Source organism: Streptomyces sp. NPDC037421, from assembly GCF_055602105.1.
On the sequence record NZ_JBVJWV010000003.1, the window covers coordinates 81,654 to 105,017 of the forward strand.

The following is a 23,364-nucleotide window of genomic DNA, read 5'->3' on the forward strand; positions in this document are numbered from 1 at the left end:
AGGGGATGCAGCCGGAGCGGCCGCCGCCTACGCCGACCTCCTGACAGACCGCGAGCGAGTACAGGGCCCGGACCACCCCGACACACTGACCACCCGAAGCAACCTCGCCCGATGGCGAGGGTCGACAGGGGACGTGGCCGGCGCCACCGCCGCCACCGTCGACCTGCTGGTGGACATGAAGAGGGTTCTGGGCCGCGACCACCCCGACACCCTGACCGCCCGAGGCAACCTCGCCTGGTGGCGGGGGACAACAGGGGATGCAGCCGGAGCGGCCGCCGCCTACGCCGACCTCCTGACAGACCGCGAGCGAGTACAGGGCCCGGACCACCCCGACACACTGACCACCCGGCATGATTCCGCCTGGTGGCGCGGGATCGCAGGAGACGCGGCCACCGCGGCCACCGCCTACGCCGACCTTCTGGCTGACGTGGAACGGGTCCTCGGCCCAGAACACCCCCGCACCCTCACCACGCGAAGCAACCTCGCCTGGTGGCGCGGGATGGCAGGAGGCGCGGCCACCGCGGCCACCGCCTACGCCGACCTTCTGGCTGACGTGGAACGGGTCCTTGGCCCAGACCACCCGGGCACCCTGACCGTCCGCCACAACCTCGCCTACTGGCAGGGCGAGGCAGGGGATCCTGCCGGGGCGGCTACTGCCTTCGCCGAAGTACTGGCCGACCGACAGCGGGTCCTCGGCCCACACCACCCCATCACCCTGACAACCCGGCACAACCTCGCCCGATGGCAGGGCGAGGCCGGCGATCCTGCCCAGGCAGTCAGCACCCTCACCGAAGTACTGGCCGACCGACAGCGGGTTCACGGCCCACACCACCCCAACACCCTGGCCACCCGACGCGAGCTCGCCCAGTGGCAGGACAGAGTCCAAGACGAAGGCACTGCCGTCACATGACGCTCAGCAGCTCATCCGCATCACGGCTGGCATTTCGAATGCCAACAGCTGCACGCCAACAAGGCCTACGCCAGACCTGACCAGATGAAGATGGTGGCGAGGTGGAGTCCGGCGAAGCAGGTGGTGGCGGTCTTGTCGTAGCCAGTGGCCAGCCCGCGCCACTACTTGAGCCCAGGCCATGGCCGAAGAGATCTCAGGGGGCATCGCTGGATGGCAGGACGGCCAGGTCATCGACGCACGCAGCACCGTCGAACGGGCGATCAACCGCCTGAAGCAGTCCCGAGCGGTCGCCACACGCTACGACAAGCGCGGCTAAGGGCTGTCCCGTGATCCCCGGTGGATCGGCGCACGGCGTCGGATGCGGTGCATCGCAAGGCGGAGGGGCGCCCCCGTACTGGGCGTATTCGGGCGTTCCGACAACGCGGCGAGGTGCCGTAGCCGGCGTCGTGCGCCCGCCGGGGATTACGGGACAGCCCTTACGTCTTCCTCGGCACCGCCACCGCTGCGGCCGTAGCCGTCTGGCTCCGCACACGAGCTCCTACGCGACCCAGCAGTAGACGCTGTGGTTCTGGCGCCGGGCGCTGCTGACGAGGTCAGCCAGATCACTCAGGATCACGTCCGCGATCTCCGTGCCGATGGCCTCGCCGTCCTCCGCGCGCAGCTGAGCCCACGCGGCAGCAACGTCACGCAGCCTGGAGTGCTCTGCGTCCGCGAGTGCAGCGGACAGGCGGGTCGACATCGCGAAGACGACGCACTCGTCATGGTCCTGGCCAGCGACGATGCGAGGCTCACCGGCTTCGACGAGTTCCTCGAAACTGCCGTCGGCCAGAAGGCATTCCCACTCGACCACAGCCCCTTCGGGATCGAAGTTCCCGACGGAGAGCGACTCGAATGCCCGTCCCGGCCCGGTCTGGAGGGTCAGACTCGCCGACGTGTCGTCCGGCGCCACGAAGAACTTCACGATGACGCTCACCCAGGCATCATGCCCGACAGCCCACAACCGTGATCGGCCGGACAGGTGCACACCCAGTGCTGCCCCGCGCAAGTTCGTGGAGGGGCGTCGGGTCTGATCAGGCGGTCTTGAGTGGGCTGCCCTCATAGGTCCATCTGTACGGCTTCGCGGTCTCGTTGCGGCCGATGACGTAACTCTCCAGCTTGTCGATGTGGTCATCGCGGCTGGAGAAGTCACCGTGTCGCAGCACTCGGCGGGTCAGGACGGAGAAGAACAGCTCGATCTGGTTGAGCCAGGAGGCGTGCGGCGGGGTCCAGTGCCGGCGCGAGTGGTCGGCCAGCCACGCCTTGGTGTGCCTGGCGGTGTGGGAGGAGCCGTTGTCCAGCACGACATGGATGTCCTGGTCTGGGGCGATGGCCGTGTCGAGCTGGTCGAGGAAGGCAGTGAACGTCGCTGCGTCGTTGCGGGCAATGATCTCGGTGAGGACCTCGCCGGTGCGCACGTCCAGGGCGGCGACCAGCGCGGCGGTGCCGTGGCGGCGGTACTCGAACTCCTCGCGAGCGGGCTCGCCCGGCCTGGCGGGACGACCGGGGTGGCGCCTGGCGGGGGCGGCGATCGTGCGGTGCGACCAGGTCGCTTCCGGGTGCGCGGGGCGCACCGGTGGCGGCGGCCACGATCGCCAACGCCACCTGGGCCCAAAGTGATGATCACGGCGTATGAGGGGGTGACCCAGCAGGATGGACCCGTGCCGAAGTCCGCCCGAGTCCATGCAGGATCACCTGCGCCACCGTCTGAACGTCCGCGCCAAGGAACGCTGGCCCCGGCTCGCCCGCGTCCAGGTGCGCTTCCGCTGGGGATTCGCCTACGTGGCGGGGGAACTGCCGGGCGAGGAGGAACCGCTGCCGCTATGCCGCCTGCGCTTCACCGGCGTCCTGCACACCTGGGGCTTCGCCCTCTACCTCGCCAGCCGAGGCACGTACGAGGACGACCTCCTGCCCACCGGCCTGCCTGCCGGCAGCCCCGAAGCCTGCATGGACTGTGCCTGCCACCTCTACCTCGGTGACCGGGCGGCCTGACCAAAACCCCTCCACGAACTCACGCGAAGGAGGACTACCGCGCATCGAAGGCAACCCATGTGTTCCCCGGCAGCTCGGGCTTCCCAGGCACCGGTCGCCGCTCCTCGGTCCAGGCCTCGCCCGCGACTTCGGAAGCGACGTGACGCCAGAAGCGTGCCGCGCCCGCGTTCTCCTCCTGAAAAGCGATCTCCCATCGGCCAGGGTGCGCGGCCAGGACGGCCTGCACCGCTCGCAACCCGAGGCCCGACCGGCGTGCCCCACGCACCACGAAGAAGCTGTTCAGCACGCGCGCATCGCTGCCGAGCGCGCGTACGAACGCAAAGCCGACCGGCCGGTCAACAGACCATATGAGATAAGCCGACCAGGTGGGATCGCCGATCGCCGACTCCAGCCACTCGCGGCGGTATGTTCCGTCCGGGTTCGGCAGGACGCCCCAGAACTCCGACAGGTCGTGCAGGAAAAGCGGCCAGAGTCGTTCCAGGACGTCGCGGTCCTCGGCGCCCGCTCTGCGGACAACAAAGTCTGCCATCTGATCCTCCTCGAGAACGCGAGAAGCCTTCCGGCAGACCGGAAGGCTTCGAACTATCGAGCGGACCTTATCGTGTCCACGACCTGGACACACAGCTCGCAGATCCAGGCCGCGCGGACGGTGTCTGCGTCGGCACCGTCACGTTCAGCCGACGTAGCGCACGCACGGAGGTTCACCTGCACCCCTCCACGAGCTAACGCGGCACAGCACTAGGGCCTGTCCGATGGGTTGATGACGAACCGAGACGAGAACTCGTCGGCCACCGTCAACGAGCCTCGCATGCACGTGAGTCGACCTCGCTTCTGTCGCCGGGGGTTGAAGCGCGAACCATCTTGGCAGGGGTTCGCCGCATGCAGCAGGGGACGTTCGGCCGTGGGCGCCGGTCCCCGAGGCTGGGCTCGGGAGAGAGACGCGGAGGGCCCCGCACGGAACCGGGCGGCGGCCGGGGGTTCACGTGCGGGGCCGCGCTCACGGGGTGGGGGCCGTCAGACTCCGGTCAGGGTGTACGTACCCGTTCCGTCGTGCCGTCCGCTGGAGTACTGGCGGATGAGTTCCCCGTCCGCGTACCGGTCGTGCCCCATCATGGAGCCGGTGTACTTGTTCTGCAGACCGATCTTCGTGCTGCCGGGTACGTCGCGGTAGATGTAGAACCGCTGGAGGTCGTCCTCCCCGCAGGTGGCCGTCGTCAGGTAGGCCTGCTCCTGGTTGGCGATGTTCGCCGGGATGGTCGCGCATCCGCCGTTGCCCCAGTTCCACAGGGACGCCTCGATGACGCCGTTCCGCTCGGTCACGTTGCACAGTCGCCAGTTGTCCAGGTGGGCGCTGAGGAACGTGGATTCGCGCAGGCGGATGCCGTCGTTGGCCAGGAGCGGTGCGCTCCAGTTCAGGGGCTTGCCGGGGACGTCGATCTTGTAGGCGCCGGGTTGGCAGTCCAGGGCGGCGCGCGGGGCGGGCTTGGCGGCCTGGGTGGCCTTCATGTTCTGGGCGGCCTTGGCGGCTGTTGCGGCGTTGTCGGCGTCGAGCTCGGCCAGGTCGGCCTTGGCCGAGGGGACGGGACCTGCCGCGTGTTTCGCGGTGGCGGCGGGGGAGCCGCAGTCCAACAGGACCTGGGCCTTGGCCATGATGCTGTTGGCGGGGACCTTGTCCTCGCGCTTCCACGGTACAAGCGATTGGCCTGCCTGTTCCTCGGCTCAGGGATGGTGTGCTTGATCTGTCGGCGCCGCAGGTAGCGGCGGTTGCGCCGAGAGCTGTAGGCGTGATCGCCGCTGAGGTGGTCGGGGCGGGTGCGCGGGTGCCCGCCCTTCGGCCGAGGGACGCGGATGCGCTCCAGGACCGGAATCATCCGAGGCGCGATCCAGGGTCGGCCGGCTTCTCGACGGATAGCGCTACCAGCCGGCTGACGCCTTGGGCCCGGCGATACCTACCGCCGGGCCCAAGCCGTGATCCACCAGGCCGGACAGCCGGCCTTCGGCAAGAGCAAGCCTTGGAAGCGGAAGATCGTCCAGCGGTCGGAAGCAGCGGAGACGCGCTAGGTGAGTGACTCTGCTTGCTTCTTGTGGCAGGTCTGCATTCGCGCCGGGCTGGGGTGTCGTTGTTGTCAAATCAGCACGAGAATCTGCGGTGCTGGTCCGGTGCTGACTTTCGCGTCTCAGTGAGGGGAAACGCGCAGGTCATAGCCTCGGCCAGATGAGTTGAGTTGTCGTACCACTCGATGGTGCTCCCGACGAGTCGGCCAAGGCCGCCAGGATCCGCGACGCGGTCCACACGCACCTCTGCCCCACGTACCAGGCGGCACCCGCCACGGCCCGTGCAGGGGCGGGGGCGCGCCCGTCTTCGGTACCGCAGCGGTGGCCCCCCTTCCGACGCCGCCACACCGGGGACGGGCATCACCCGTGCGCCTCGCTTTGCGGTCGACATGGTGCGGACCGCCCCTGCGCGTGTCAGCGTCATCCAAGAGGAATCCGTACCCCGCGCATCAAGAGGAGTCGCCGTCATGGGCGGTAGGCAGGGCAAGCGTCAGGAACCGGGCAAGAGCAGCGAGCCGCAAGGCCATCAGCGTCCCGGGGACCCAGCGCACCCCCGGGCGGGTAAGGCGTCTCGTGAGCGGGAACAGGAGCAGGGCCAGAAGGAGACCTCGCGCCGCCGCGAGGACGACCTGCTGCGCGAAGAGGACCTGCACGACGAGACGTTCTGACCAGAGCACCATCCGCCCGCGCGCCGCGAGCCCGGCCGTTCCGTACCCGGAGGGGTACCTCGGCTCGTCGGTGCCGTGGTGGACTGGCCGTGCGAGCACCGGGACCGGCCCGGCGAGGGGTGTGGGAGAGCAGGGCGGGCGGGCCGGGGAACTTCGTGTACTCGCGGCCGATGTGCCGGGTGGCGCTGGAGCGCGCGATGCGCGGGGCGAACCACCGCGGTCTGCCGGCGGACCTGCCCCGCCGGCGGAAGTCCCGGGACGCGATCCACGGCGGATCACGCGGCGCGGCTGGTCCGCCGGGGGAGGGGCCGCGCCCGCGGGGACGGTCCGTACGGGCGCAGTGCCAACCGTGGCAGGGGCCGCCACAGCTCCCGCGGCAAGCCGTACGAGCTGACGGGGCGAGCCGGCGAGCCCTCTGACCGGCGGCCGCGGTATGCGCACGGCACAGCCGGTGCGGCCGCGGGGACACTTCGCCCGGCTGCCCGGCACGGGCTGATGAGCCAGGTCACCGGTGGTCGCGCGCGGGCCGAGGCGCACCCGGACGTTCCAGCGCGTCGCGCACGGGTGCCTCGTACCGGCCGAGCGGCTCGTGCCGCCGCGAGGGCCGGGGTCGTCGGCGGGGGCTGCCGGAACACGCGACCCGGTCCCCCCAAGCGCCGAATTCGGCCATCCGTGCACTCTTGATGACCCAAAGCCGCTATCCCAAGGATTGCGGAAACGTTCCTCCCGAAGGGGTTTCCGGGAAATTCAAAGTAAACCCGCTTCGCCCGAAGTGATGAGGGCGAGAATAAACGTTGACAGTCGGGCAATCGGGGCGTCATGTCACGCATATCCTGTGTCCCGCGAGGTCCTGGGCGGGGTGGTCGAGCATGCCAATTTCCGCCGTTTCAGCAGGCCAGTGCCCCGGTAGCGGGTTGCGTCGGCTATCCGGACACGTTGGGCGCCGTACAGGCGGACAACTCTCGCAACCAACTTCATCTCTTTGGGCACGAGCACCTGCCGAAGCCTTTCCCGTCAGGCGGCGATTCAACGCCTGAATTCCGCTTCGGAGAATTGCTCAGAAATGGGACATGGAATGACCGTCGAACACATCGATACGCCTCGGGCGGCGCTGCCGGCCAACGACGACTACCGGTTGGGTACCGACGCCTACACCGACGAGCAGCGGATCGCGGTCCTCTCCAAGCTGGAGGGGTACCTCGGCGAGCGGAGCGGGCGTCTGCTGGGGTACCAGGTCAACCTGTCGCTCGACGGCCACGCCGCCCTCGGGCGCTTCCTCGGCTACCACATCAACAACATCGGGGACCCGTTCGTCGACAGCAACTACAGCCTTCACTCGCGGTGGCTGGAGCGGGCGGTCCTGGAGCACTACGCCCGCCTGTGGCACGCCCCGCTGCCCCAGAACCCGGCCCGTCCGGGGAACGAGGACGGGTGGGGGTACGTGCTGTCCATGGGCAGCACCGAGGGCAACCTGTACGCGATGTGGAACGCGCGCGACTACCTCGACGGCAATGCCCTGGTGCGTGACGAGGTCTCCGGCGACGCCAGCTGCCGGACCAGCTACCTCCGCGCCCAGCACCCCGACGACAACCCCAACGCCTACTCCCCGGTGGCGTTCTTCTCGCAGGAGACCCACTACTCCCACATCAAGGCGATGCGGGTACTGGACATCCCGACCTTCTACGACCTGGGCGGCAGCCTCTACCCGGGGGAGTGCCCCGTCGACGTGTCCGGCACCGGGATGCAGACCTACAACGGCTGGCCCCTCGGAGGCGTCCCGACCACCGGCGGCGACGAGGGACCGGGCACGGTCGACGTCGACGCCCTGGTCGCCCTCGTGGAGTTCTTCGCCGCCAAGGGCCACCCCGTCCTGGTGAACTTCAACGTCGGCAGCGTCTTCAAGGGCGCCTACGACGACGTCCGGACCGCGTGCGAGCGCCTGCGCCCGGTCTTCGAGAAGCACGGCCTCGTCGACCGCACCGTGCGCTTCGACCCCGACGACCCGACCCGGGTCAGCGTCCGCAACGGCTACTGGATCCACGTCGACGGAGCACTGGGCGGCGCCTACGCCCCCTACCTGGAGAAGGCCCGCGACTGCGGACTCATCGACAGCGCGCCGCCGGTGTTCGACTTCCGGATCCCCGAGGTGTCCTCGATCGTCACCAGCGGCCACAAGTACCCCGGTGCGCCCGTCCCCACCGGGATCTACATGTCCCGTGCGGGATCCAAGCTGCGGCCGCCGTCGGACCCCGCGGTGGTCTCCTCCCCGGACAGCACGTTCGCCGGCTCCCGCAGCGGCTTCGCCTCTCTGGCCATGTGGAACCACCTCGCGCAGTTCAGCGAGGAGCAGCAGGTACGGCAGGCCGCCGAGGTCCTGCGGATCGCCGAGTACACGGCGGAACGCCTCAGGAGCCTCAGCGCGCAGTTGCGGGAACGCGGCGAGCCCTGGGCCGAGGACGGCATCGAGGTCGGCCACGGCGACCATGCGCTCAGCGTCTGGTTCCAGCAGCCGCGCGCCGAGATCGCGCAGAAGTACTCGCTCGCCTGCGTTCCGCTCAACCTCGGTGGCCGCCGGCACGACTACAGCCACGTCTACGTGATGCCGCACGTCACGCGGGAACTCATCGACGAGCTCCTTGACGACCTCTCCCGCCCCGGAGCATTCGACCGCTCCGCCGAACAGGACGCCGAACGACCCCCGCTTCCCCGCCAGCGCTGACCTGCGGGCCGGCGGCCGGACCGCCACCGCGCCCGCCGGCCTCCCGGCCCTGTTGCCCCGCACGTCCCCGCGTGCGGGGCAACAGGGCCGGGGGCGCCACCCGTCCGCCTGTCACCGTCCTGGCTCCCCGGCCAACGCCACGTCGGCCGGAAGCCCGAAGACCACCCCCGATTCGGGAGGACCCATGACCGCGTTCCTGGACACCATCACACCGGAGGTGCTCCACGCGGATCCCTATCCGATCTACCAGCGGCTTCGACGTGACCACCCTGTGGCCGAGATCCCCGCACTCGGCTGCTGGCTCGTCACGCGCTGGCAGGACGTACGTCAGGTGATGAACGACAGCGAAAGCTTCACCACCGCTTTTCCGTCCCCCATGTCGGAGATCTTCGGGCCGGAGAACATCCTGTCCAGCAGCGGCGACTTCCACAAAGGCCTGCGCGCCAGCGTCGAGGACCTCTTCGAGCCCGAACGGGCCGGTCTGGCCCGGGAGCACGCACGGAAGCTGGTCATCGAGCGGGTTTCCGGCATGCACGGGCGGGCGGACCTCATGGGCGAGGTCCTGCAACCCGTCGTGGCCGAGGTGTTCCGGTGGATGCTGGGCCTCGACCTCGACAGCACGACCCTGCTGCGCACGGCACGGGCCCTGTGGCTGGGTGCCCTGAATCCGGCAGACCCCGCCAAGGTCGCGGTCTCGGCCGCCGCCATGGCCGGACTCGACGCCGCCCTCACCCCCTGGCTCGAGGGCCTCGGCCCGGACCCGTCCTCGGCGACCGCACGGTGGCGGCACGTCACCCCCGGAGGCCTCTGTCCGCGAAGCGTCGCAGAGGTACTCCCGACGATCCGCGTGGTGCTCCCTTCCCTTCCCGAACCGGGCTGGGCGGCCGGCACCCTCCTGGTCGCGCTGTTCAACGACCCGGAACAGCGCGGGCTCGTCCGGGACCGTCCGGAGCTCCTCGGCGATGCCGTCCACGAAGTCCTGCGGTGGATGCCGCCCTTCGGGCTCGTCGAGCGCATGACCACCCGACCGGTCGAGCTGGGTGGCACACGACTGCCGGCCGGTGCACAGGTCCTGGCCGCGATCGGCTCCGCGAACCGCGACGAGACGGTGTTCGAGCAGCCGGAGACCTTTGACCTCCGCCGTCGGCGGCAGCCTCTGACCACCTTCGGACACGGAGAACACGCCTGCCTCGTCGGCGCGTTCATTCCCGCCATCGTCGAGGGCCTGGTCGCCGGCATCCTCGACCTCCACCCCGGCGTCCGACCCGACCCTTCGCAGCCGTCCCGGGTAGCCGGGTGGGCCGCCCGCTACACCGCACGCCTGTGCGTGGAAGGCCTCGCAGACTCCGCAACCGGCCGCGCGAACCCTCCCGGAGGGGGCGGGTAGGCCCTGCCTGCCGGATCGGAAGGGTCGGTGCGGGCGCCCCCGCGGTTGCCTCACCGCTCCGATGTCCGGCGCAGGACCAGGCAGAGGAAGCCGAAGCAGTCCCGGTAGCCGTGCAGCCACTGCGAACGCTGGGTCGTGGCCGCTTCCAGTACCTGTGCGCCGGCCGGATCGGCAGGGTGGTCCAGAGCCCATGCGGCCAGTGAGCCCCAGCAAGCCCACTCGTAGGCGTCCAGCTCAGCGCGGGTGCTGACATGGCCGTGGACGGGGGTCCAGCCGTCGGCGACGACGCGGTCCACCGTGGTCGCCAGGTCGTCGAGGTCACCGAACATCTCGACGGCCGCCGGCGAAGGGGCGCGGTCCCAGAACGACTCGCCGATCAGAACGCGGCCGCCGGGGGCCAGGTGCTCGCGGGCTGCCGCGAGGGTGGGCAGGAGGCCGCCGAAGGCATGGGTGGCACCGACGCTGATCACCAGGTCGAACGGCTGCGGAGAGCCGAAGTCCGCGGCCTGCTGCCGGTGGAGGACCAGGCGCTCGTCGACTCCGAGTCCGCGCGCTGCCCGGCGGGCCCGCGTCAGGGAGACTTCGGAGACGTCGACGCCTTCGGCGTGCAGGTGCGGGCGCGTCGCCAGGGCGCGCAGAAGCCATTCCGCCGTGCCGCATCCGAGGTCGAGCACGCGCTCGTCGCCCCGCGGGAGGCCGCGTTCGAGCAGCCGGCTGACCGAGTCGTCGTCGAGCGGAGATTTTATCGGGTGGTCGGCATGGGCGATCGCGGAGATCTGTTCGCGGCTCAGCGGTGCGGCGTGCTCCGGGCCGAGGAGCAGCTTCGCGGCCACCGCCGCCCCGTCGGTGCGGATCGTGGCGGCGACGGCCCTCGCCCGTGCTTCTGTCCCGGGGGCCAGGGCCGTTCCGAGTGCGGCTGACAGCGACTCGAAGGTCGGGGTCGGGCCGTCGTGTGCCGCGCCGACGCCGAGTTCGGCCACACGCGCGGCCCAGTGCGGCTGGTCCACGAACTGGGGTACCACCACCTGGGGTGCACCGGCCCGGGCGGCGGTGGTCGTGGTGCCCGCGCCCCCGTGGTGTACGACGGCCGCGACCCGGCGGAACAGCAACTGGTGGTTGACGTCACCGACGGCGAAGCAGTCGTCCGAGTCGTCCAGCAGGCCCAGGTCCGCCCAGCCGCGGGAGACGAGCACGCGGCGGCCCTGCGCGCGGACCGCTTCGACGGTCGTCCGGGCGATGCCGGAGGCTGTGCCCATGGGCATGCTGCCGAAGCCGACGTACACCGGTGGGGTGCCGGCGTCCAGGAACGCTTCCAGATCGGCGGGCAGAGGGCGTTCGTCGGGCAGGATCCACGCGCCGGTCTGCACGAGGTCGAGGTTCGTCAGCTGCTCCCAGGGGCCCAGGACCGGGTCCACCGCCAGCAACGGCCGTTCGGTGAAGACGTGGTCGCGTACGTTGTCCACCGGTGCGAGGCCCATCGCCGCGCGGTGGGCGTTGAGGGGCCGGAGGTAAAGGGCGTCGACCTTCCGGGCGTCAAAATCCCACAGGGCCCGGTTGTCGGTCATGTCGGGCGGAGCCGGCGGGCCGGGCCGCGGCGACGGCCGGTAGTGCTCGGAGGGCATCTCGAACGGGTGGAAGCCGGCGTACACGTAGCGGATGCCCAGTTTCTCGGCCACCGAGCGGGCGCCGGCCGGCATCAGACCGCTCGCCACCAGCACGTCACAGTCCTCGGCAGCCTTGCCGACCGTGTCGAAGTGCGCGGCGACCAGCTCGGCCGCGAACGCGGCCGCGTCCGATGGCGGCGCTCCCGTCCGCAGCGCCCGCACGTCCCGCCCGAAGGGCACCAGTTCCGCGCCCACACCGGCCAGCAGTTGCGCGAACTCCTCGTCCGGCGGTGCGCACACGCGTACTTCCGCGCCGAGATTCCGCAGCTCGGCCGCCAGTCCCGCCAGTGGCGCGATGTCGCCGCGCGATCCGTACGCCATCAACAGCACACGCATGTCGTCTGTCTCATCTCTGTGGGTTCCGGTCCCGGCCGGCAACGGTGCGGCAGGATCCGGTATTCCGGGTCCTGCCCCGGGCCCCCTGGGCTGGTTCGTGCCGGGTGATGGCGGCCGGGTGCCCGCTCGGCCACCCGGATCAGGTCGCGGGCACGTCGAGCTGGAGCTCGCACGTGCGCCGGTAGGAGCGGAACCCCAGGCTGTGGTTGACCGCCAGCATGTGGACGTTGTCGTCGGCGTTGTCCGTCTCGATCTCGACGACGCCGGGGTACTCGGCGCGCAGTCGGCGCACCATGGCGGCCTTGACCCACAACCCCAGCCCGTGGCCGCGGTGTTCGGGCACGACCGCCGTGTCGTACTGCTGGACCCGCGGCGGCGCTCCGTGAGGGATCAGGATCTCGGTGTAGCCGGCCATGGTGCCGCTGTCGTGTACGGCGGCGACGGTCAGCAGAGTGTCCCCGCGGCCGGCGACCACCGCGGCCATGGCGCGAACGCGGTCCGCGTCCCACGCCACACTGCCGTAGTCCAGGTCACCGACGGGCATGTCGTTCATCGCGTTCTTGGCCGCGGCGAAAGCGTCGGCGAGGTCGTCGGGAACGGTTCCGGTCCAGCCGGTCAGCCGGTAGCCGGGGTGCCGGGCACCGGCGATCCGGAGCAGGCCGGCCCCGTCCGTCTCGTCGAGGCTCAGCACGAGGTGACTCAAGGCCAGTGCCCGGCGGAAGCCCTGCCGTTCGCCGAAGGCCTCGCCCGGACCGTCGGCGGCTACCGTGGTGATCAGGCTGCGCCGGTTCTCGGCGCGGCAGGCTGCCACGGCCTCTGACAGCAGGCGGGAACCGGTTCCCAGGCGGCGGTGTGCGGGGTCGACGTGGAGTTCCAGTTCGGCGAGGTGCTCCTGGCCCGGGGAGGTGAACACCCGCAGGCCGGCGACCCCGACGGGGACGCCGTCCGCACCGGTGGCCAGCCAGGCGAGCCGGCGGCTGCCCAGAGCGGGCAGGGTGAGCTGGGCGTGGATCTGTCCGGGGTCGGGCGTCGGTACTCCGGGCAGGTCGTGGGCCGTCGAGGCCGCGACGACCTGATGCCACGCGACGGCTTCGGCGGCCGAGACGTCCTGGAGCGGATTGACCTGTACTGGTGCGGGCAAGGTGATGGCCTTCGTGGTCGGGTCGGTCGTACGTCGGGTGCTCGGGTTGCTTCGGTTACTCGGGGTGCTCGGGGTGCTCGGGGTGCTCGGGGTGCTCGGGTTGCTTCGGTTTCTTCGGGTACTTCGGGCGTTCGTCCAGTCGGTGTGGCGCACGAGCGGCCAGTCGACGACGACACGGGCAGCCGTGGCGAGGTAGTTGGTGAACACGTTGAGGGCGACATGGGCGATGACCTCGACGATCTGCCCGTCGGACAGACCGGCGCGCCGGGCCGCGGCCAGCTGCTCGTCGGCAACGGATCCGCGGTCACGGACCGTCACGGCGGCCAGCTCCAGGACGGCGGCGGCCCAGGGGTCGTCGGCCTCGCCCCGGCGTGCTCGGGTGGCCTCGGCCGCACTCAGCCCGGCCGTCCTGGTCCCGCGGAACGCATGCACGGACAGGCAGTAGTCGGACCCGTTCTCCTGCGCCACCAGCAACGCGATGCTCTCGCGCACGTCCGCCGGCAGGGTTCCCTCCGCGTTCAGGGTGGTGACGACGCCCAAGTACCCCTTCAGTACGGCCGGGCTGTTGGCCATCACCCTGGCCAGGTTGGGGATGACACCCAGGGCCTGGTGCGTGGCGGTGAACAGAGCTGCGGTGTCACCGGTCGCGATCTCCGGTTCAACGGTGTGGAGTGGCATGCCGGCAACCCTGCCGGTCGATCTTGATACATTCGCGATGCTTCTTCGATGCACGCGCTGGTGACCCCGGGAGTGGCGGAATGCGGTTCACGATCCTCGGCCCGGTGGAGGCCGTTGCTCCCGGTTCGGATGCGCCCGGCCTGGCACCCCGTCATCGCGCGGTGCTCGCCTACCTGTTGCTGCACGCCGGGGTCGCGATCAGTACGGATCGCCTGATCGACGCGATGTGGGGGCCGCTGCCGCCGGATTCCGCCCGCGCGCAGATCCAGACCACGATCGCCGCGATCCGCCGGATGCTGCGCGCCTGCGAAGCCGACCGGATGCTGGCCACGCGACCGGCCGGGTACGTGATCACCCCAGAGCCGGGGCAACTCGATCTGGCCGAGTTCACCAGCCTGACCGCCCGGGCAGCGGCCGTCACGGACGACCCGGGGGACAGTGCGGACCGGATACGTGCCGCACTGGCGCTGTGGCGGGGAGAGCCGCTGGCCGACATCACCGCCCATTACGTCCAGAGCGCCAGAACGCGTCTGAACGGGCAGCTGCTGACCGCCGTCGAGCGCCTGGCCGAGCTGGAACTGGCCCGGGGGCGGCACGACGGCCTCATCGACGAACTGTCCGTCCACGCGGCCGCCAACCCCTTGCGGGAGCGGCTCTGCTGCCAGCTGATGCTCGCCCTGCACCGCGCCGGGCGCCAGACCGACGCGCTGGACGTGGCGAGGACCTTCCGGGCGACCCTGGCCGATCAGCAGGGACTGGACCCCGGCCACGCGTTCAGCAGGCTCGAACAGGACATCCTGCGGGACGCCCCCGATCTGCGGCCGCCGGTCGCCGCACCGGCGAAGCCGCAGGGGATCAGCTTCCTGCCCTACGACGTCCCGGACTTCACCGGACGCGAAGGCGAGCTCGACGGCCTGATCCGCCTGTGGTCGGGCGGCAACGGCGGCGTCGTGACGATTTCGGCGATCGACGGGATGGCCGGCGTCGGCAAGACGACGCTCGCGGTCCACGCTGGGCACCGCCTCGCGGAACACTTCCCGGACGGACAGCTCTTCGTCGACCTGCAGGCCCACACCGCCGGCCAGGCGCCGCTCGACGCCGGTACCGCGCTCGAGATCCTCCTGGGACAACTCGGCGTGCCCACCCAGCAGATACCCGCGTCGGTCGCGGATCGCGCCGCGCTGTGGCGGTCCGAACTCTCCGGCCGCCGCGTGCTGGCCGTACTGGACAACGCCCTCGGCGCCGACCAGGTGCGCCAGTTGCTGCCCGGTTCCTCCCGCGCCCTCGTCCTGGTCACCAGCCGCCGGCGGCTGACCGACCTGGACGGGGCACATGCCCTGTCCCTGGACGTGCTGCCCGCCGCGGACGCCTTGGAGCTGTTCACGGCGATCGTCGGCGAACGGGCGGCCGCCGAGCCCCTGGCCGTCCTCGACGTCCTGCAGTTGTGCGGATTCCTTCCGCTGGCCGTCCGCATCGCCGCCGCCCGCCTGCACCATCGCCCGCGCTGGACCGTCGCCCACCTGGCCGGCCGGCTCCGCGACCAGCGCCGCAGACTCTCCGAGCTGGCCACCCCGGAGCGAGGAGTGGCAGCGGCGTTCACCCTGTCCTACGAGCAGCTGACTGTGGATCAGCAGCGCATGTTCCGGCTCCTGGGGCTCCAGCCGGGCCGTGACATCAGCCCCGAAGCGGCATCCGCGCTGGCCGGCCTCCCACTGGAGCAGGCCGAGACGCTCCTGGAAGACCTCCTGGACGCCCACGTCCTGGCCCAGCACCAGCTCGGCCGCTACACCTTCCACGACCTGCTGCGCGAACACGCCCTCGCCACCGCGGCCGCCCAGGAACCGCCCAACGCCCAGCGCGAGGCCGTGGGCCGGCTGTTCCACCACTATCTCCACACGGCGAGCGCGGCCATCGACCACCTCTACCCCGAGGGCAAGAGCCACAGGCCACGCGTTCCCGCGCCGGACACCCCGGCCTCGCCCCCACAGGACGAGGCCGAGGCGCTCGCCTGGCTGGACGGCGAACGCGCGAACCTCATGGCGTCCGCCCAGTACGCGGCCGAGCACGACTGGCTTCCCCACACCGGTCAACTGGCCGCCACCCTGCACCGCTACCTGCTGGGCCACGCGCACCAGGCCGACGCGCTGGCCCTCGGCGGCCTGGCACTGCTGGCCGCCCGCCGGAGCGGCGACACGGCCGCCGAAGCCCGCACGCTCATCGATCTCGGCCAGGTGCACTTCTGGTGGCACGGCGCCTACGAGCAAGCGGCCGAGCACTACCGGCAAGCCCTGGGCCTCGCGCGCGAGACCGGCGACCGGGGCGTCGCTGCCGGCGCACTGCAGGCCCTCGGCACCGTCTCCCGGAGGCGGCGGGAATACGACCGGGCCCACGACCACTGCGCGCAGTCGCTCGCGCTCTTCCGGGAACTCGGCGACCGCGGTGGCGAAGCCAGGTGCCTGACCGACCTCGGCATCGTCCACGAACGCCGAGGACGGTACGAGGACGCCCACGAGCACCACCGGCAAGCGCTGCACGCGTACCGCGAGACGGGATCCCGCATCGGCGAGACCGTGGTGCTGAACAACATCGGGCTGCTGTACCAACGGCAGGGCCGCTACGACGAGGCCCGGCACCATCACCGCCAGGCCCTGGACCTGAGCCGCAGGTTCGACTTCCCCGGAGACGAGGCCGAGTCGCTCAACGCCCTCGCGGAGGCCGCCCGGTCCATGGGCGATCTCGCCGGGGCCGCGGCCGAACACGAGGCCGCGCTGACCCTGGCCCGGGAGTTCGGCTACCGCCCCGAGCAGGCCCGCGCCCATGACGGCCTGGCGCACGTCCACCGCGACCTCGGCCGCTTCGGCCTCGCCCACGACCACGCCCGACAGGCCCTCGACCTCTACACCGCCCTGGCCGTCCCCGAGGCCGACGAGATCCGCACCTTCATCACCGGGCTACCGCCGCAGCGCTGTTGACCGGGTCAGCAGTCGTTCTCCGCCGGCCGGCCTTCGATGCGGTCCGCCAGCCACCCGACGGTCGCCGGGGCGGCGGCGTAGAAGGTGGCGATGTGGGTGGGCGTCAGGTACGTGTCCCAGTCGACGGACGTGCCGAGCCCGCACAGCCGGTCCTTGAGCTCGGTGCCCACCCGGTACGGGATCACGTCGTCCAGGCGCGAGTGGTACAGCCGCACCGGCACTGCCGGTCGGCGCGTCCCGGCCCGCTGCTCGGTGAGCCGGCCGCGCCAGTCGGCCCGCGCGAACGGGTCCTCGGTGGTCAACCGGTCCCACCTGTGCATCCCGTACTTGCCGGCGATCTCCAGCGTGCAGTCGTCGGAGATGTCCGCCAGCAGCTTGCGGCCGTGGTCGGTGAACAGCTCGTCCAGCGGGAGTTCCGGGTACGCGTGCTTGAGGCCGACGGCGGCGGTCAGGCCGAAGCCGAAGGCCGGGCTGCCGTCCACCCCCTTCGCGACCGCCAGGAGGTCCGCGGCGGGCGCCCCGACCGAGGCACCGCGCAGCTTCAACTCCGGTGCGTACGTGGGCTGTAGCTCGGCCGCCCAACTCGCGGCCTGGCCGCCCTGCGAGTAGCCGGCGATGACGACCGGGGCGTCGGAGGCGATCTCCGCCTCGGGCAGCCGCTGGGCGGCACGCACCGAGTCCAGCACGGCCTGGCCCTCGGCCCGCCCGTTGACGTAGCTGTGCCCGCCGGGGGTGCCGAGCCCCTGATAGTCGGTGGCGACCACGGCCCAGCCGCGGTCGAGCATCGCCTTGATCACGATGCTCTCGTACTGGGTGCCGTTGGCCAGGGCCCGGGAGGGTGCGCACCTGTCGCCCAGACCGTGGGTGCCGATGGCGTGCGCGACCACGGGGCGCGGGCCCGGCCCGCCGTACGGGGCCTCGGGGACGAGGACGGTGCCGGAGACGGCGATCCGGCGGCCGGCGGCGTCGGCGGATCCATAGAGCAGTTGCCAGGAGCGGACGCGCTGGTTGACCAGGCCGGTCGGCTCGATCCGGAATTCGGCGGCTCTGCGCTGGATCAGTTCGCCCGGCCCGGCGGTGACTTCACCGGGCGGGGGAGAGTAGAAGGCGTCGGGGAGGTCGCCGCTGTCCACGGCGGAGGCCGGAGCGGCCGTCGCGAGGGCGGCCAGCAGTGCGGCGAATGCGGGCACGGCGGTGCGCAGGAATCGCATGAGTGTCCCTGGATGATGAGTGAGGGTTGGGAGGTCCTGCACGATGATCGACGGGACGGCGCGTGCCTGGTGATGGAGCGTCGAACAGGATGTAGATCCCGATCATGTGGGCGACGACAATGACATATATCGTTCGACAATGCCGTACGTTTCGTTAAGATACGGCCATGTCCGATAGCCCCGTCACCACCCACGCGACGGATCGACGAATCGGCTTACTGGCCACAGCCCTCAACGGGCGGCTGGCCGAACTGAGCGAACGCGCCGTCGACCGGATCCTCGCCCCCTCCGGCACCGCCGCCTACCGCAGGCTGGTTTCCGTCGAGGAGCTGCGCGGTTCCTGCCGAGCCCACCTGACCTTCACCCTGCGCGCCCTGACGGGCCGGTACAGCCCCGCCCCCGCCACGGCCACCGCACTCCGACGGGTCGGCCAGGGCGTTCCGCTGCCCGCCGTGATCGCCGCCTACCACGCGGGCGGACGGATGCTGCTGGAGGAGCTGACCGCCGAAGCGCGCAACACCGGCCACGACGGACTGGACGCGCTGCCCGACGGCGCGGCCCGCCTGCTCGGGCTGATCGAGACGGGCGCCAACGAGATCACCGCCGCCTATCAGCATGCGACGTCGGGCGCCGCCGACCGGGTGGACGCCCCGCCCCCGGCCCTCGCCGAGCTCTTCGACGGCACCGCCCGCACCACGGAGGCCCTGTGGCGGGCGGCGGACGCCCTGCGCCTGCCGTACGACGGGCTGTTCGTGGTGCTCGTCGCCGACCCGCCGCCCGGACCGGTGCCCGAGCTCGGAAACCGGCTCGCCGCCCACGGCATCGCCTCCGCCTGGAGCCGCACCGCCGGCCTGCTGGCCGGGCTGGTCTCGGTCCGCGACCAGCGCACCCTGGAGCGGCTGCTGATCGTGCTCCAGCGGTCGGCCACCCTCCGTTACGGGGCGAGCCCGGTCTTCACGAGCCTCGCCGACTGCACAACCGGCCTGCGGCTGGCCCGGCTCGCACTGGCCACCGCCGACCCCGCCGGCCCGCCGGTCGCCAGCTTCGACGACGGCCCGCTCGCCGGACTGGTGGTGCACTCCCCGGACGTCGCCGCGCGGATGGCCCGCTCGGTCCTCGGCGCGCTGCTCGATCTCCCGGCCGAGCAGCGCACCATGCTGATCGGCACGCTCACCGCGTGGTACGCGGCCTCGGGCTCCACGGAGGAGGCCGCACAGGCTCTGCACTGCCACGCCAACACCGTCCGTCAGCGGCTGCGCCGGATCCGCGAGCTCACCGGACGCACCGTCACCGACCCGGTCGGCACCGCCGAGTTGTACGCCGCGCTCCAAGCCGTCCGGGCGCTGCCGTTCTCGGTCCTGCGCTGACGGAACGGGGTGGCGCGGCTGCGCTCCAGGCCCTGGCCGGCCCACCGGCCGCCTTCACCCATCCGATCCGGCTGCGCAGTTGACGGGGCTTCAGGCGCGGAACGCCTGCCAGGACCGAGAGCAGTGCGCAGAGGCAGCGCGGGGACATCGCCTGCCTCTCGTCCCCGCGAGGGTGGGCTCATCGGGCATCACGCGGAGGGCGGTCCCTCAGCCCGACCGGCCACCTCGACGGCCTGGAGGGGCTCCTGGGCATCGTCACCGGCGTAGAGCTGATCAGCGAGCTGCACGGGGAGACCGAGGCCACCCTGATCTACGACGTCCACACCGCCCCGGCCGTCGGCATCACCCAGCACACGGCCGAGCACTTCCGCCTCCACGACGGGCGGATCACCTCCATCACGCTCATCTTCGACTCCGCTCCCTGGCAGGCCATCATGGCCGCGGCCGGCCCGGCCCACGGCGAGGCCGCCCCTCCGGCGTGACGGGCTGCCTGCCGCCGGGGAGATTTATACCGTTTCTTGACATTTTGGCATGAATTAGAGTACTGTCAACGTGCCATGGAAGAGAAGCGCGCGTACGAGAGTCCGCTGCGTGCCGGGCAGCTTGAGCAGACCCGGCAGCTGATCCTCGCCGCGCTCACCGGGGCCATCGCCGACGCGAGCGTCCAGGAGCTGACCATCCCGCTCGTGGCGGAGCGCGCAGGCGTCGCCGTCCGCACCGTCTACCGGCACTTCCCGACCAGGGAGGCGCTCTTCGCGGCCTGGAGCGGGTGGGCCCAGGAGAATCTGCACGTGCTCATGCAGTCCTACCCGGACACCCTGGACGGGCTGCGCCGCGTGGCGCCGGAGCTCTACCGCTCGTACGACGAGCACGCGCCACTGATCCTCGCCATGCTGAACTCCAAGGCGGCCCGGCCGCTGCGGGAGCAGGGCCGCAGGCACCGGTTCCACTCGGTGGAGGCGGCGCTGGCCGAGCTCACGGCAGAGGCCGACCCGGTAGCCCGCCGCCGCGCGGTCGCCGTGCTGTACCTGCTGGTGAGCGCCCCGGCCTGGCAGGCCATGCGGCTGCAGGCGGGGCTCGACGGGGCGGAGGCCGGCATGGCCGCCGCCTGGGCGGTGCGGGTGCTCACGGACGAGCTGCGGCGGGACCCGGACGGCCCGCTGCGCGACCCGGACAGATGACCGGCGAGGAGGAGAGCCATGAGCATCGCCGCGGAACGCACTTTCGCTCCACCGGGGCCGGGTACCTGGTTCCTGGACCCGACCCACTTCACCCGCCCGGTGACCAGGTTCCACGCCGAGATCTTCATCGAGGAGCTGCACCGCGGCTTCGGAGAGAGCCTCCGCCGGTACGGGTCGCTGCTCGAACGGCTGGACTGGGCCTTCGTCAACGGTTTCTGCTACTACCATCCCCAGCCGCTGGGAGCCCCGCCGGACGCCACGGACCACCCGCCGAGAGAGGTCTGGGAACGCCTCGCCGCCGATGATCCCGAGATCCGCACCAGGCTCGCGACCAGCGCGACCGTCTTCGAGCGCAAGCTGTGGCGCGAGGACCTGCGCCGCTGGGACGAGGAGGTCAGACCCGGCCTGCAGCGCGAGCGGCGCGAACTACAGCAGGTCGATCCCGGACTCCTCGATACCGGCAGTCTGCTCGCGTACCTCGACCGGTGCCGGGAGCACCAGCGCCGGGCCGGCTACCTGCACCACCTGTTCAACATGCCGGCACTGCTGCCGATGGGCGATCTGATCGCACACTGTCAGGAGTGGACCGGGCGCACCGCCGGCGAGATCCTGGCCCCGCTGGCCGGATCGAGCCCCGACCCGCTGGCGGACCGGGAGGAACTGGCCGAGCTGGCCGCCGCCGTAGCGGCGGACCCCCGGGCGAGCGAGCTGCTCGCCTCCCCGGCGCGACCCCAGGAGCTGCTGGCGGCGCTGGGGGCCCTCGCGGGACGTACGGGCACCGCCCTCGCCGAGTACCTGGAGACGGCGGGCTGGCGCCCCGTCAACGGCGAGGACGTGGGCGATCCCTGCGTGGCGGAGTTGCCCGCCGTCGTGCTCGCGGCCATCCGCTCGGCGGTCTCCTCCTCGACGAGGCCCCGGGCGGACGCCCGCGCCGGCCAGCACGCCGACGCGGCGGCCGACCTTCGCGACGCCGTACCCGCGCAGCACCGCGCCCGCTTCGACGAGCTGCTCGCCGAGGCGCGGTTGGTCTCCCGGCTGCGCGACGAGCGCGGGTCGTGCGCGGACCTGCCGGCCATCGGCCTCACCCGGCGCGCCATCCTGGCGGCCGGCCGACGGCTCACCGAGCAGGGCCGGATCCACGCACCCGCCCACCTGGCCGAGGCGGGCTACGCCGAGCTGCGCGCCCTGGTCCGTACGGGCTCCGGGCCCGACGCCGCAGAACTCGCCGCCCGGGCGCACTACCGCGACCACGCCCGCTACGCGGACGCGCCGCCGATGCTGGGTCCACCGCCGGGCGACCCGCTGCCGCCCGACTGGCTGCCGCCCGCAGCGGCACGCCTGGAACGCGCCCTCGGGGCCATCGTCCTCGCCATGTTCACCAACCCGGCAGCCCGTACCGAGGGGCGGACCGTGCACGGGCTCGGCGCGAGCCCGGGCGTGTACGAGGGCACGGCACGGGTGATCTTCGGCGTGCCCGAGTTCGACCGAATCCAGCCCGGCGACGTCCTGGTCACCGAAGCGACCACCACGGCCTTCAACATCGTCCTGCCACTGCTCGGCGCGATCGTCACCGACCGCGGCGGGGCGCTCTCCCACGCCGCCATCGTCGCCCGGGAGTTCGCCATCCCCGGCGTCGTCGGATGCACGGATGCCACGGCGGTGATACCAGACGGCGCCCGGGTGCGGGTCGACGGCCGGGCCGGCGAAGCGGCGGTGGTCCGATGACGGGTCCGCTGTCGCCGAGCACGTGGTCCGCCCCGGTTCCGCTCCGCCTGGCCACCGACGAGAGCCGGTACGGCGGCAAGGCCTCGCAGCTCGCGGCCGCCGCCCGGGCGGGTCTACCGGTACCGGAAGGAATCGCCCTGGACTGGCTGTTCGTCGACGCCGTCGCAGCAGGCGACGACGAGGCGCTCGCCGCCCTGCACCTGTCGACCGCCGAGGTGCCGGACGGCGGGCTGGCCGTGCGTTCATCCGCGCTGGGCGAGGACTCGGCCGCGGCGAGCTTCGCCGGACAGCACCTCACCTGCCTCAACGTACGGGGTCCGGACGGGCTGACCGAGGCGGTCCGCAGGGTGAGGGATTCGGCGCACTCGGCCGCCGCGCTCGCCTACCGCGAACGGCTCGGGCTGCCCGGCCGGCCACGAGTGGCAGTGGTGGTACAGGAGTTGGTGGTACCCGAGTGCGCCGGAGTCCTGTTCTCCCAGGACCCCCTCGACGGCTCCGACGTCCTGGTGATCGAGGCCAGTTGGGGCCTGGGCGAAGCCGTGGTCGGCGGCCTGGTCGTACCGGACCACTACCGGGTCCGCCGCGACGGCCGGGTGATCGAGCGCACGGCGGGCATGAAGGACCTGGCCGTGGAGCCCGCGCCGGCCGGCGGAACGAGCCAGGTCCCGGTCCCCGCCGACCGGATCCACCGGCTCTGCCTCGACGGGGCGCGGTTGGAGAGCCTGCGGGAACTCACCGCCCGCTGCGAGCAGGTCTTCGGCGGGACGCAGGACCTGGAATGGGCCTTCGCCTGCGACGGTCTCCGTCTGCTCCAGCGCCGGCCGATGACCGGGGCCGTGCCCCCGCACTGAACCCTGCGCGGCCGCCCGCCTCAGCTCGGGACGATCAGCCCGGGGTCCTGCCGTTGCGGGGGAGTACCCGGCGCCCACCGCTCGCCCGGTACGGGCCCCGGCGTCCGGCCGCGGCCGGGACCGGAGCCGCGCATGACCTCCCGGCACACCATCGGGCACGGCATGATGGGGCCCGGCGGAGTACCAGCGGGGAACCGTGCACGGCCGCTTGCGCTTCGACGACCTCATCGTGGTGCTGCCCGGGTTCGGCGGCAGCACGCTCCCCCCGACTGCCGGTTCTCGCTGACGTCGACCGCGAAGTCGGACGACATCAGGCCTGCCGCGCGGCGAGGGCCTGCTCGAAGGGCCTCCCGGCCTGGCGGGCGCCGTCCACCCGGGCCGCGGGCGCCCCGCACCCGCACGGCAACGCCGCCCCGGCGGCCGCCACCGCCCTCACAGCCAGGCCGCCCCGCACTCGCTCTCCGCGCCAGG

At 71.7% G+C, this 23,364-nt stretch carries 17 protein-coding genes and 3 pseudogenes; 11 read left to right on the forward strand and 9 right to left on the reverse strand.

Annotation, left to right across the window (positions count from 1 at the left end):
- Positions 1 to 910 (forward strand): tetratricopeptide repeat protein (locus ACZ7IF_RS05850; RefSeq protein ID WP_470963677.1); only part of this gene is annotated, 910 nt, incomplete at its 5' end.
- Between the two features lie 178 nt (positions 911 to 1,088).
- Positions 1,089 to 1,226, forward strand: coding sequence for a hypothetical protein (locus ACZ7IF_RS05855; RefSeq protein WP_470963680.1), 138 nt, complete (start codon positions 1,089 to 1,091; stop codon positions 1,224 to 1,226).
- A 222-nt stretch (positions 1,227 to 1,448) separates the two neighbouring features.
- On the opposite strand, the gene ACZ7IF_RS05860 is transcribed toward ACZ7IF_RS05855, so the two are convergent.
- The gene (locus ACZ7IF_RS05860; RefSeq protein ID WP_470963683.1) at positions 1,449 to 1,883 is read right to left on the reverse strand and encodes a hypothetical protein; all 435 of its coding nucleotides are present in this window, start codon (positions 1,881 to 1,883) and stop codon (positions 1,449 to 1,451) included.
- Positions 1,884 to 1,980: 97 nt separating this feature from the next.
- A complete protein-coding gene (locus tag ACZ7IF_RS05865; RefSeq protein ID WP_470963685.1) occupies positions 1,981 to 2,520 on the reverse strand; it encodes an IS630 family transposase in 540 nt (179 codons plus the stop codon).
- 109 nt (positions 2,521 to 2,629) lie between these two features.
- Between ACZ7IF_RS05865 and ACZ7IF_RS05870 the strand changes: the two genes are divergently transcribed.
- The gene (locus ACZ7IF_RS05870) at positions 2,630 to 2,938 is read left to right on the forward strand and encodes a hypothetical protein (RefSeq protein WP_470963688.1); all 309 of its coding nucleotides are present in this window, start codon (positions 2,630 to 2,632) and stop codon (positions 2,936 to 2,938) included.
- Positions 2,939 to 2,972: 34 nt separating this feature from the next.
- Here ACZ7IF_RS05870 and ACZ7IF_RS05875 read toward each other — a convergent pair whose 3' ends face one another.
- The 3 genes and pseudogenes from ACZ7IF_RS05875 to ACZ7IF_RS05885 form a co-directional block, all read right to left on the reverse strand.
- Positions 2,973 to 3,467: a GNAT family N-acetyltransferase gene (locus tag ACZ7IF_RS05875; RefSeq protein ID WP_470963691.1), complete on the reverse strand. Its 495-nt coding sequence runs from the start codon at positions 3,465 to 3,467 to the stop codon at positions 2,973 to 2,975.
- A 485-nt stretch (positions 3,468 to 3,952) separates the two neighbouring features.
- Positions 3,953 to 4,615 (reverse strand): annotated as a pseudogene (locus ACZ7IF_RS05880) (hypothetical protein); the annotation flags it as partial.
- A 2-nt stretch (positions 4,616 to 4,617) separates the two neighbouring features.
- Positions 4,618 to 4,818: pseudogene (locus ACZ7IF_RS05885) on the reverse strand (IS5/IS1182 family transposase); the annotation flags it as partial.
- A 642-nt stretch (positions 4,819 to 5,460) separates the two neighbouring features.
- Here ACZ7IF_RS05885 and ACZ7IF_RS05890 point away from each other — a divergent pair.
- The 3 genes from ACZ7IF_RS05890 (at position 5,461) to ACZ7IF_RS05900 (ending at position 9,767) form a co-directional block, all read left to right on the forward strand.
- On the forward strand, positions 5,461 to 5,661 hold the full coding sequence (locus ACZ7IF_RS05890) for a hypothetical protein (RefSeq protein ID WP_470963694.1): 201 nt from the start codon (positions 5,461 to 5,463) through the stop codon (positions 5,659 to 5,661).
- Between the two features lie 1,075 nt (positions 5,662 to 6,736).
- Complete coding sequence (locus tag ACZ7IF_RS05895) at positions 6,737 to 8,380, forward strand: PLP-dependent aminotransferase family protein (protein WP_470963697.1); 1,644 nt, start codon at positions 6,737 to 6,739, stop codon at positions 8,378 to 8,380.
- Between the two features lie 184 nt (positions 8,381 to 8,564).
- Positions 8,565 to 9,767: a cytochrome P450 gene (locus ACZ7IF_RS05900; protein ID WP_470963700.1), complete on the forward strand. Its 1,203-nt coding sequence runs from the start codon at positions 8,565 to 8,567 to the stop codon at positions 9,765 to 9,767.
- A gap of 50 nt (positions 9,768 to 9,817) precedes the next feature.
- Here the strand turns inward: ACZ7IF_RS05900 and ACZ7IF_RS05905 are convergent, their stop codons facing one another.
- The 3 genes and pseudogenes from ACZ7IF_RS05905 to ACZ7IF_RS05915 all read right to left on the reverse strand — a co-directional run bounded on the left by ACZ7IF_RS05905 (position 9,818) and on the right by ACZ7IF_RS05915 (position 13,586).
- Positions 9,818 to 10,558 carry an SAM-dependent methyltransferase gene (locus tag ACZ7IF_RS05905; protein WP_470964615.1) on the reverse strand — a complete coding sequence of 247 codons (741 nt, stop codon included), beginning with the start codon at positions 10,556 to 10,558 and terminating at the stop codon, positions 9,818 to 9,820.
- A gap of 21 nt (positions 10,559 to 10,579) precedes the next feature.
- Positions 10,580 to 11,767: pseudogene (locus tag ACZ7IF_RS05910) on the reverse strand (glycosyltransferase); the annotation flags it as partial.
- 139 nt (positions 11,768 to 11,906) lie between these two features.
- Positions 11,907 to 13,586 carry a GNAT family N-acetyltransferase gene (locus ACZ7IF_RS05915; RefSeq protein ID WP_470963703.1) on the reverse strand — a complete coding sequence of 560 codons (1,680 nt, stop codon included), beginning with the start codon at positions 13,584 to 13,586 and terminating at the stop codon, positions 11,907 to 11,909.
- An 80-nt stretch (positions 13,587 to 13,666) separates the two neighbouring features.
- Between ACZ7IF_RS05915 and ACZ7IF_RS05920 the strand changes: the two genes are divergently transcribed.
- Entirely contained in the window at positions 13,667 to 16,558 is a 2,892-nt protein-coding gene (locus ACZ7IF_RS05920) for an AfsR/SARP family transcriptional regulator (protein WP_470963706.1), read from the forward strand.
- 5 nt (positions 16,559 to 16,563) lie between these two features.
- On the opposite strand, the gene ACZ7IF_RS05925 is transcribed toward ACZ7IF_RS05920, so the two are convergent.
- Positions 16,564 to 17,769, reverse strand: a complete 1,206-nt coding sequence (locus ACZ7IF_RS05925) for a lipase family protein (RefSeq protein ID WP_470963709.1) — start codon at positions 17,767 to 17,769, stop codon at positions 16,564 to 16,566.
- 167 nt (positions 17,770 to 17,936) lie between these two features.
- Here ACZ7IF_RS05925 and ACZ7IF_RS05930 point away from each other — a divergent pair, with 167 nt between their 5' ends.
- From ACZ7IF_RS05930 to ACZ7IF_RS05945, 4 genes are all read left to right on the forward strand, one after another.
- The gene (locus ACZ7IF_RS05930) at positions 17,937 to 19,136 is read left to right on the forward strand and encodes a PucR family transcriptional regulator (protein WP_470963712.1); all 1,200 of its coding nucleotides are present in this window, start codon (positions 17,937 to 17,939) and stop codon (positions 19,134 to 19,136) included.
- A 557-nt stretch (positions 19,137 to 19,693) separates the two neighbouring features.
- Positions 19,694 to 20,317, forward strand: coding sequence for a TetR/AcrR family transcriptional regulator (locus ACZ7IF_RS05935; protein ID WP_470963715.1), 624 nt, complete (start codon positions 19,694 to 19,696; stop codon positions 20,315 to 20,317).
- A gap of 18 nt (positions 20,318 to 20,335) precedes the next feature.
- Positions 20,336 to 22,042 carry a PEP-utilizing enzyme gene (locus ACZ7IF_RS05940; protein ID WP_470963717.1) on the forward strand — a complete coding sequence of 569 codons (1,707 nt, stop codon included), beginning with the start codon at positions 20,336 to 20,338 and terminating at the stop codon, positions 22,040 to 22,042.
- Positions 22,039 to 22,893, forward strand: coding sequence for a PEP/pyruvate-binding domain-containing protein (locus ACZ7IF_RS05945; RefSeq protein WP_470963720.1), 855 nt, complete (start codon positions 22,039 to 22,041; stop codon positions 22,891 to 22,893). Before ACZ7IF_RS05940 ends, ACZ7IF_RS05945 begins: the two co-directional genes overlap by 4 nt.
- The last annotated feature ends 471 nt before the right edge of the window (positions 22,894 to 23,364 follow it).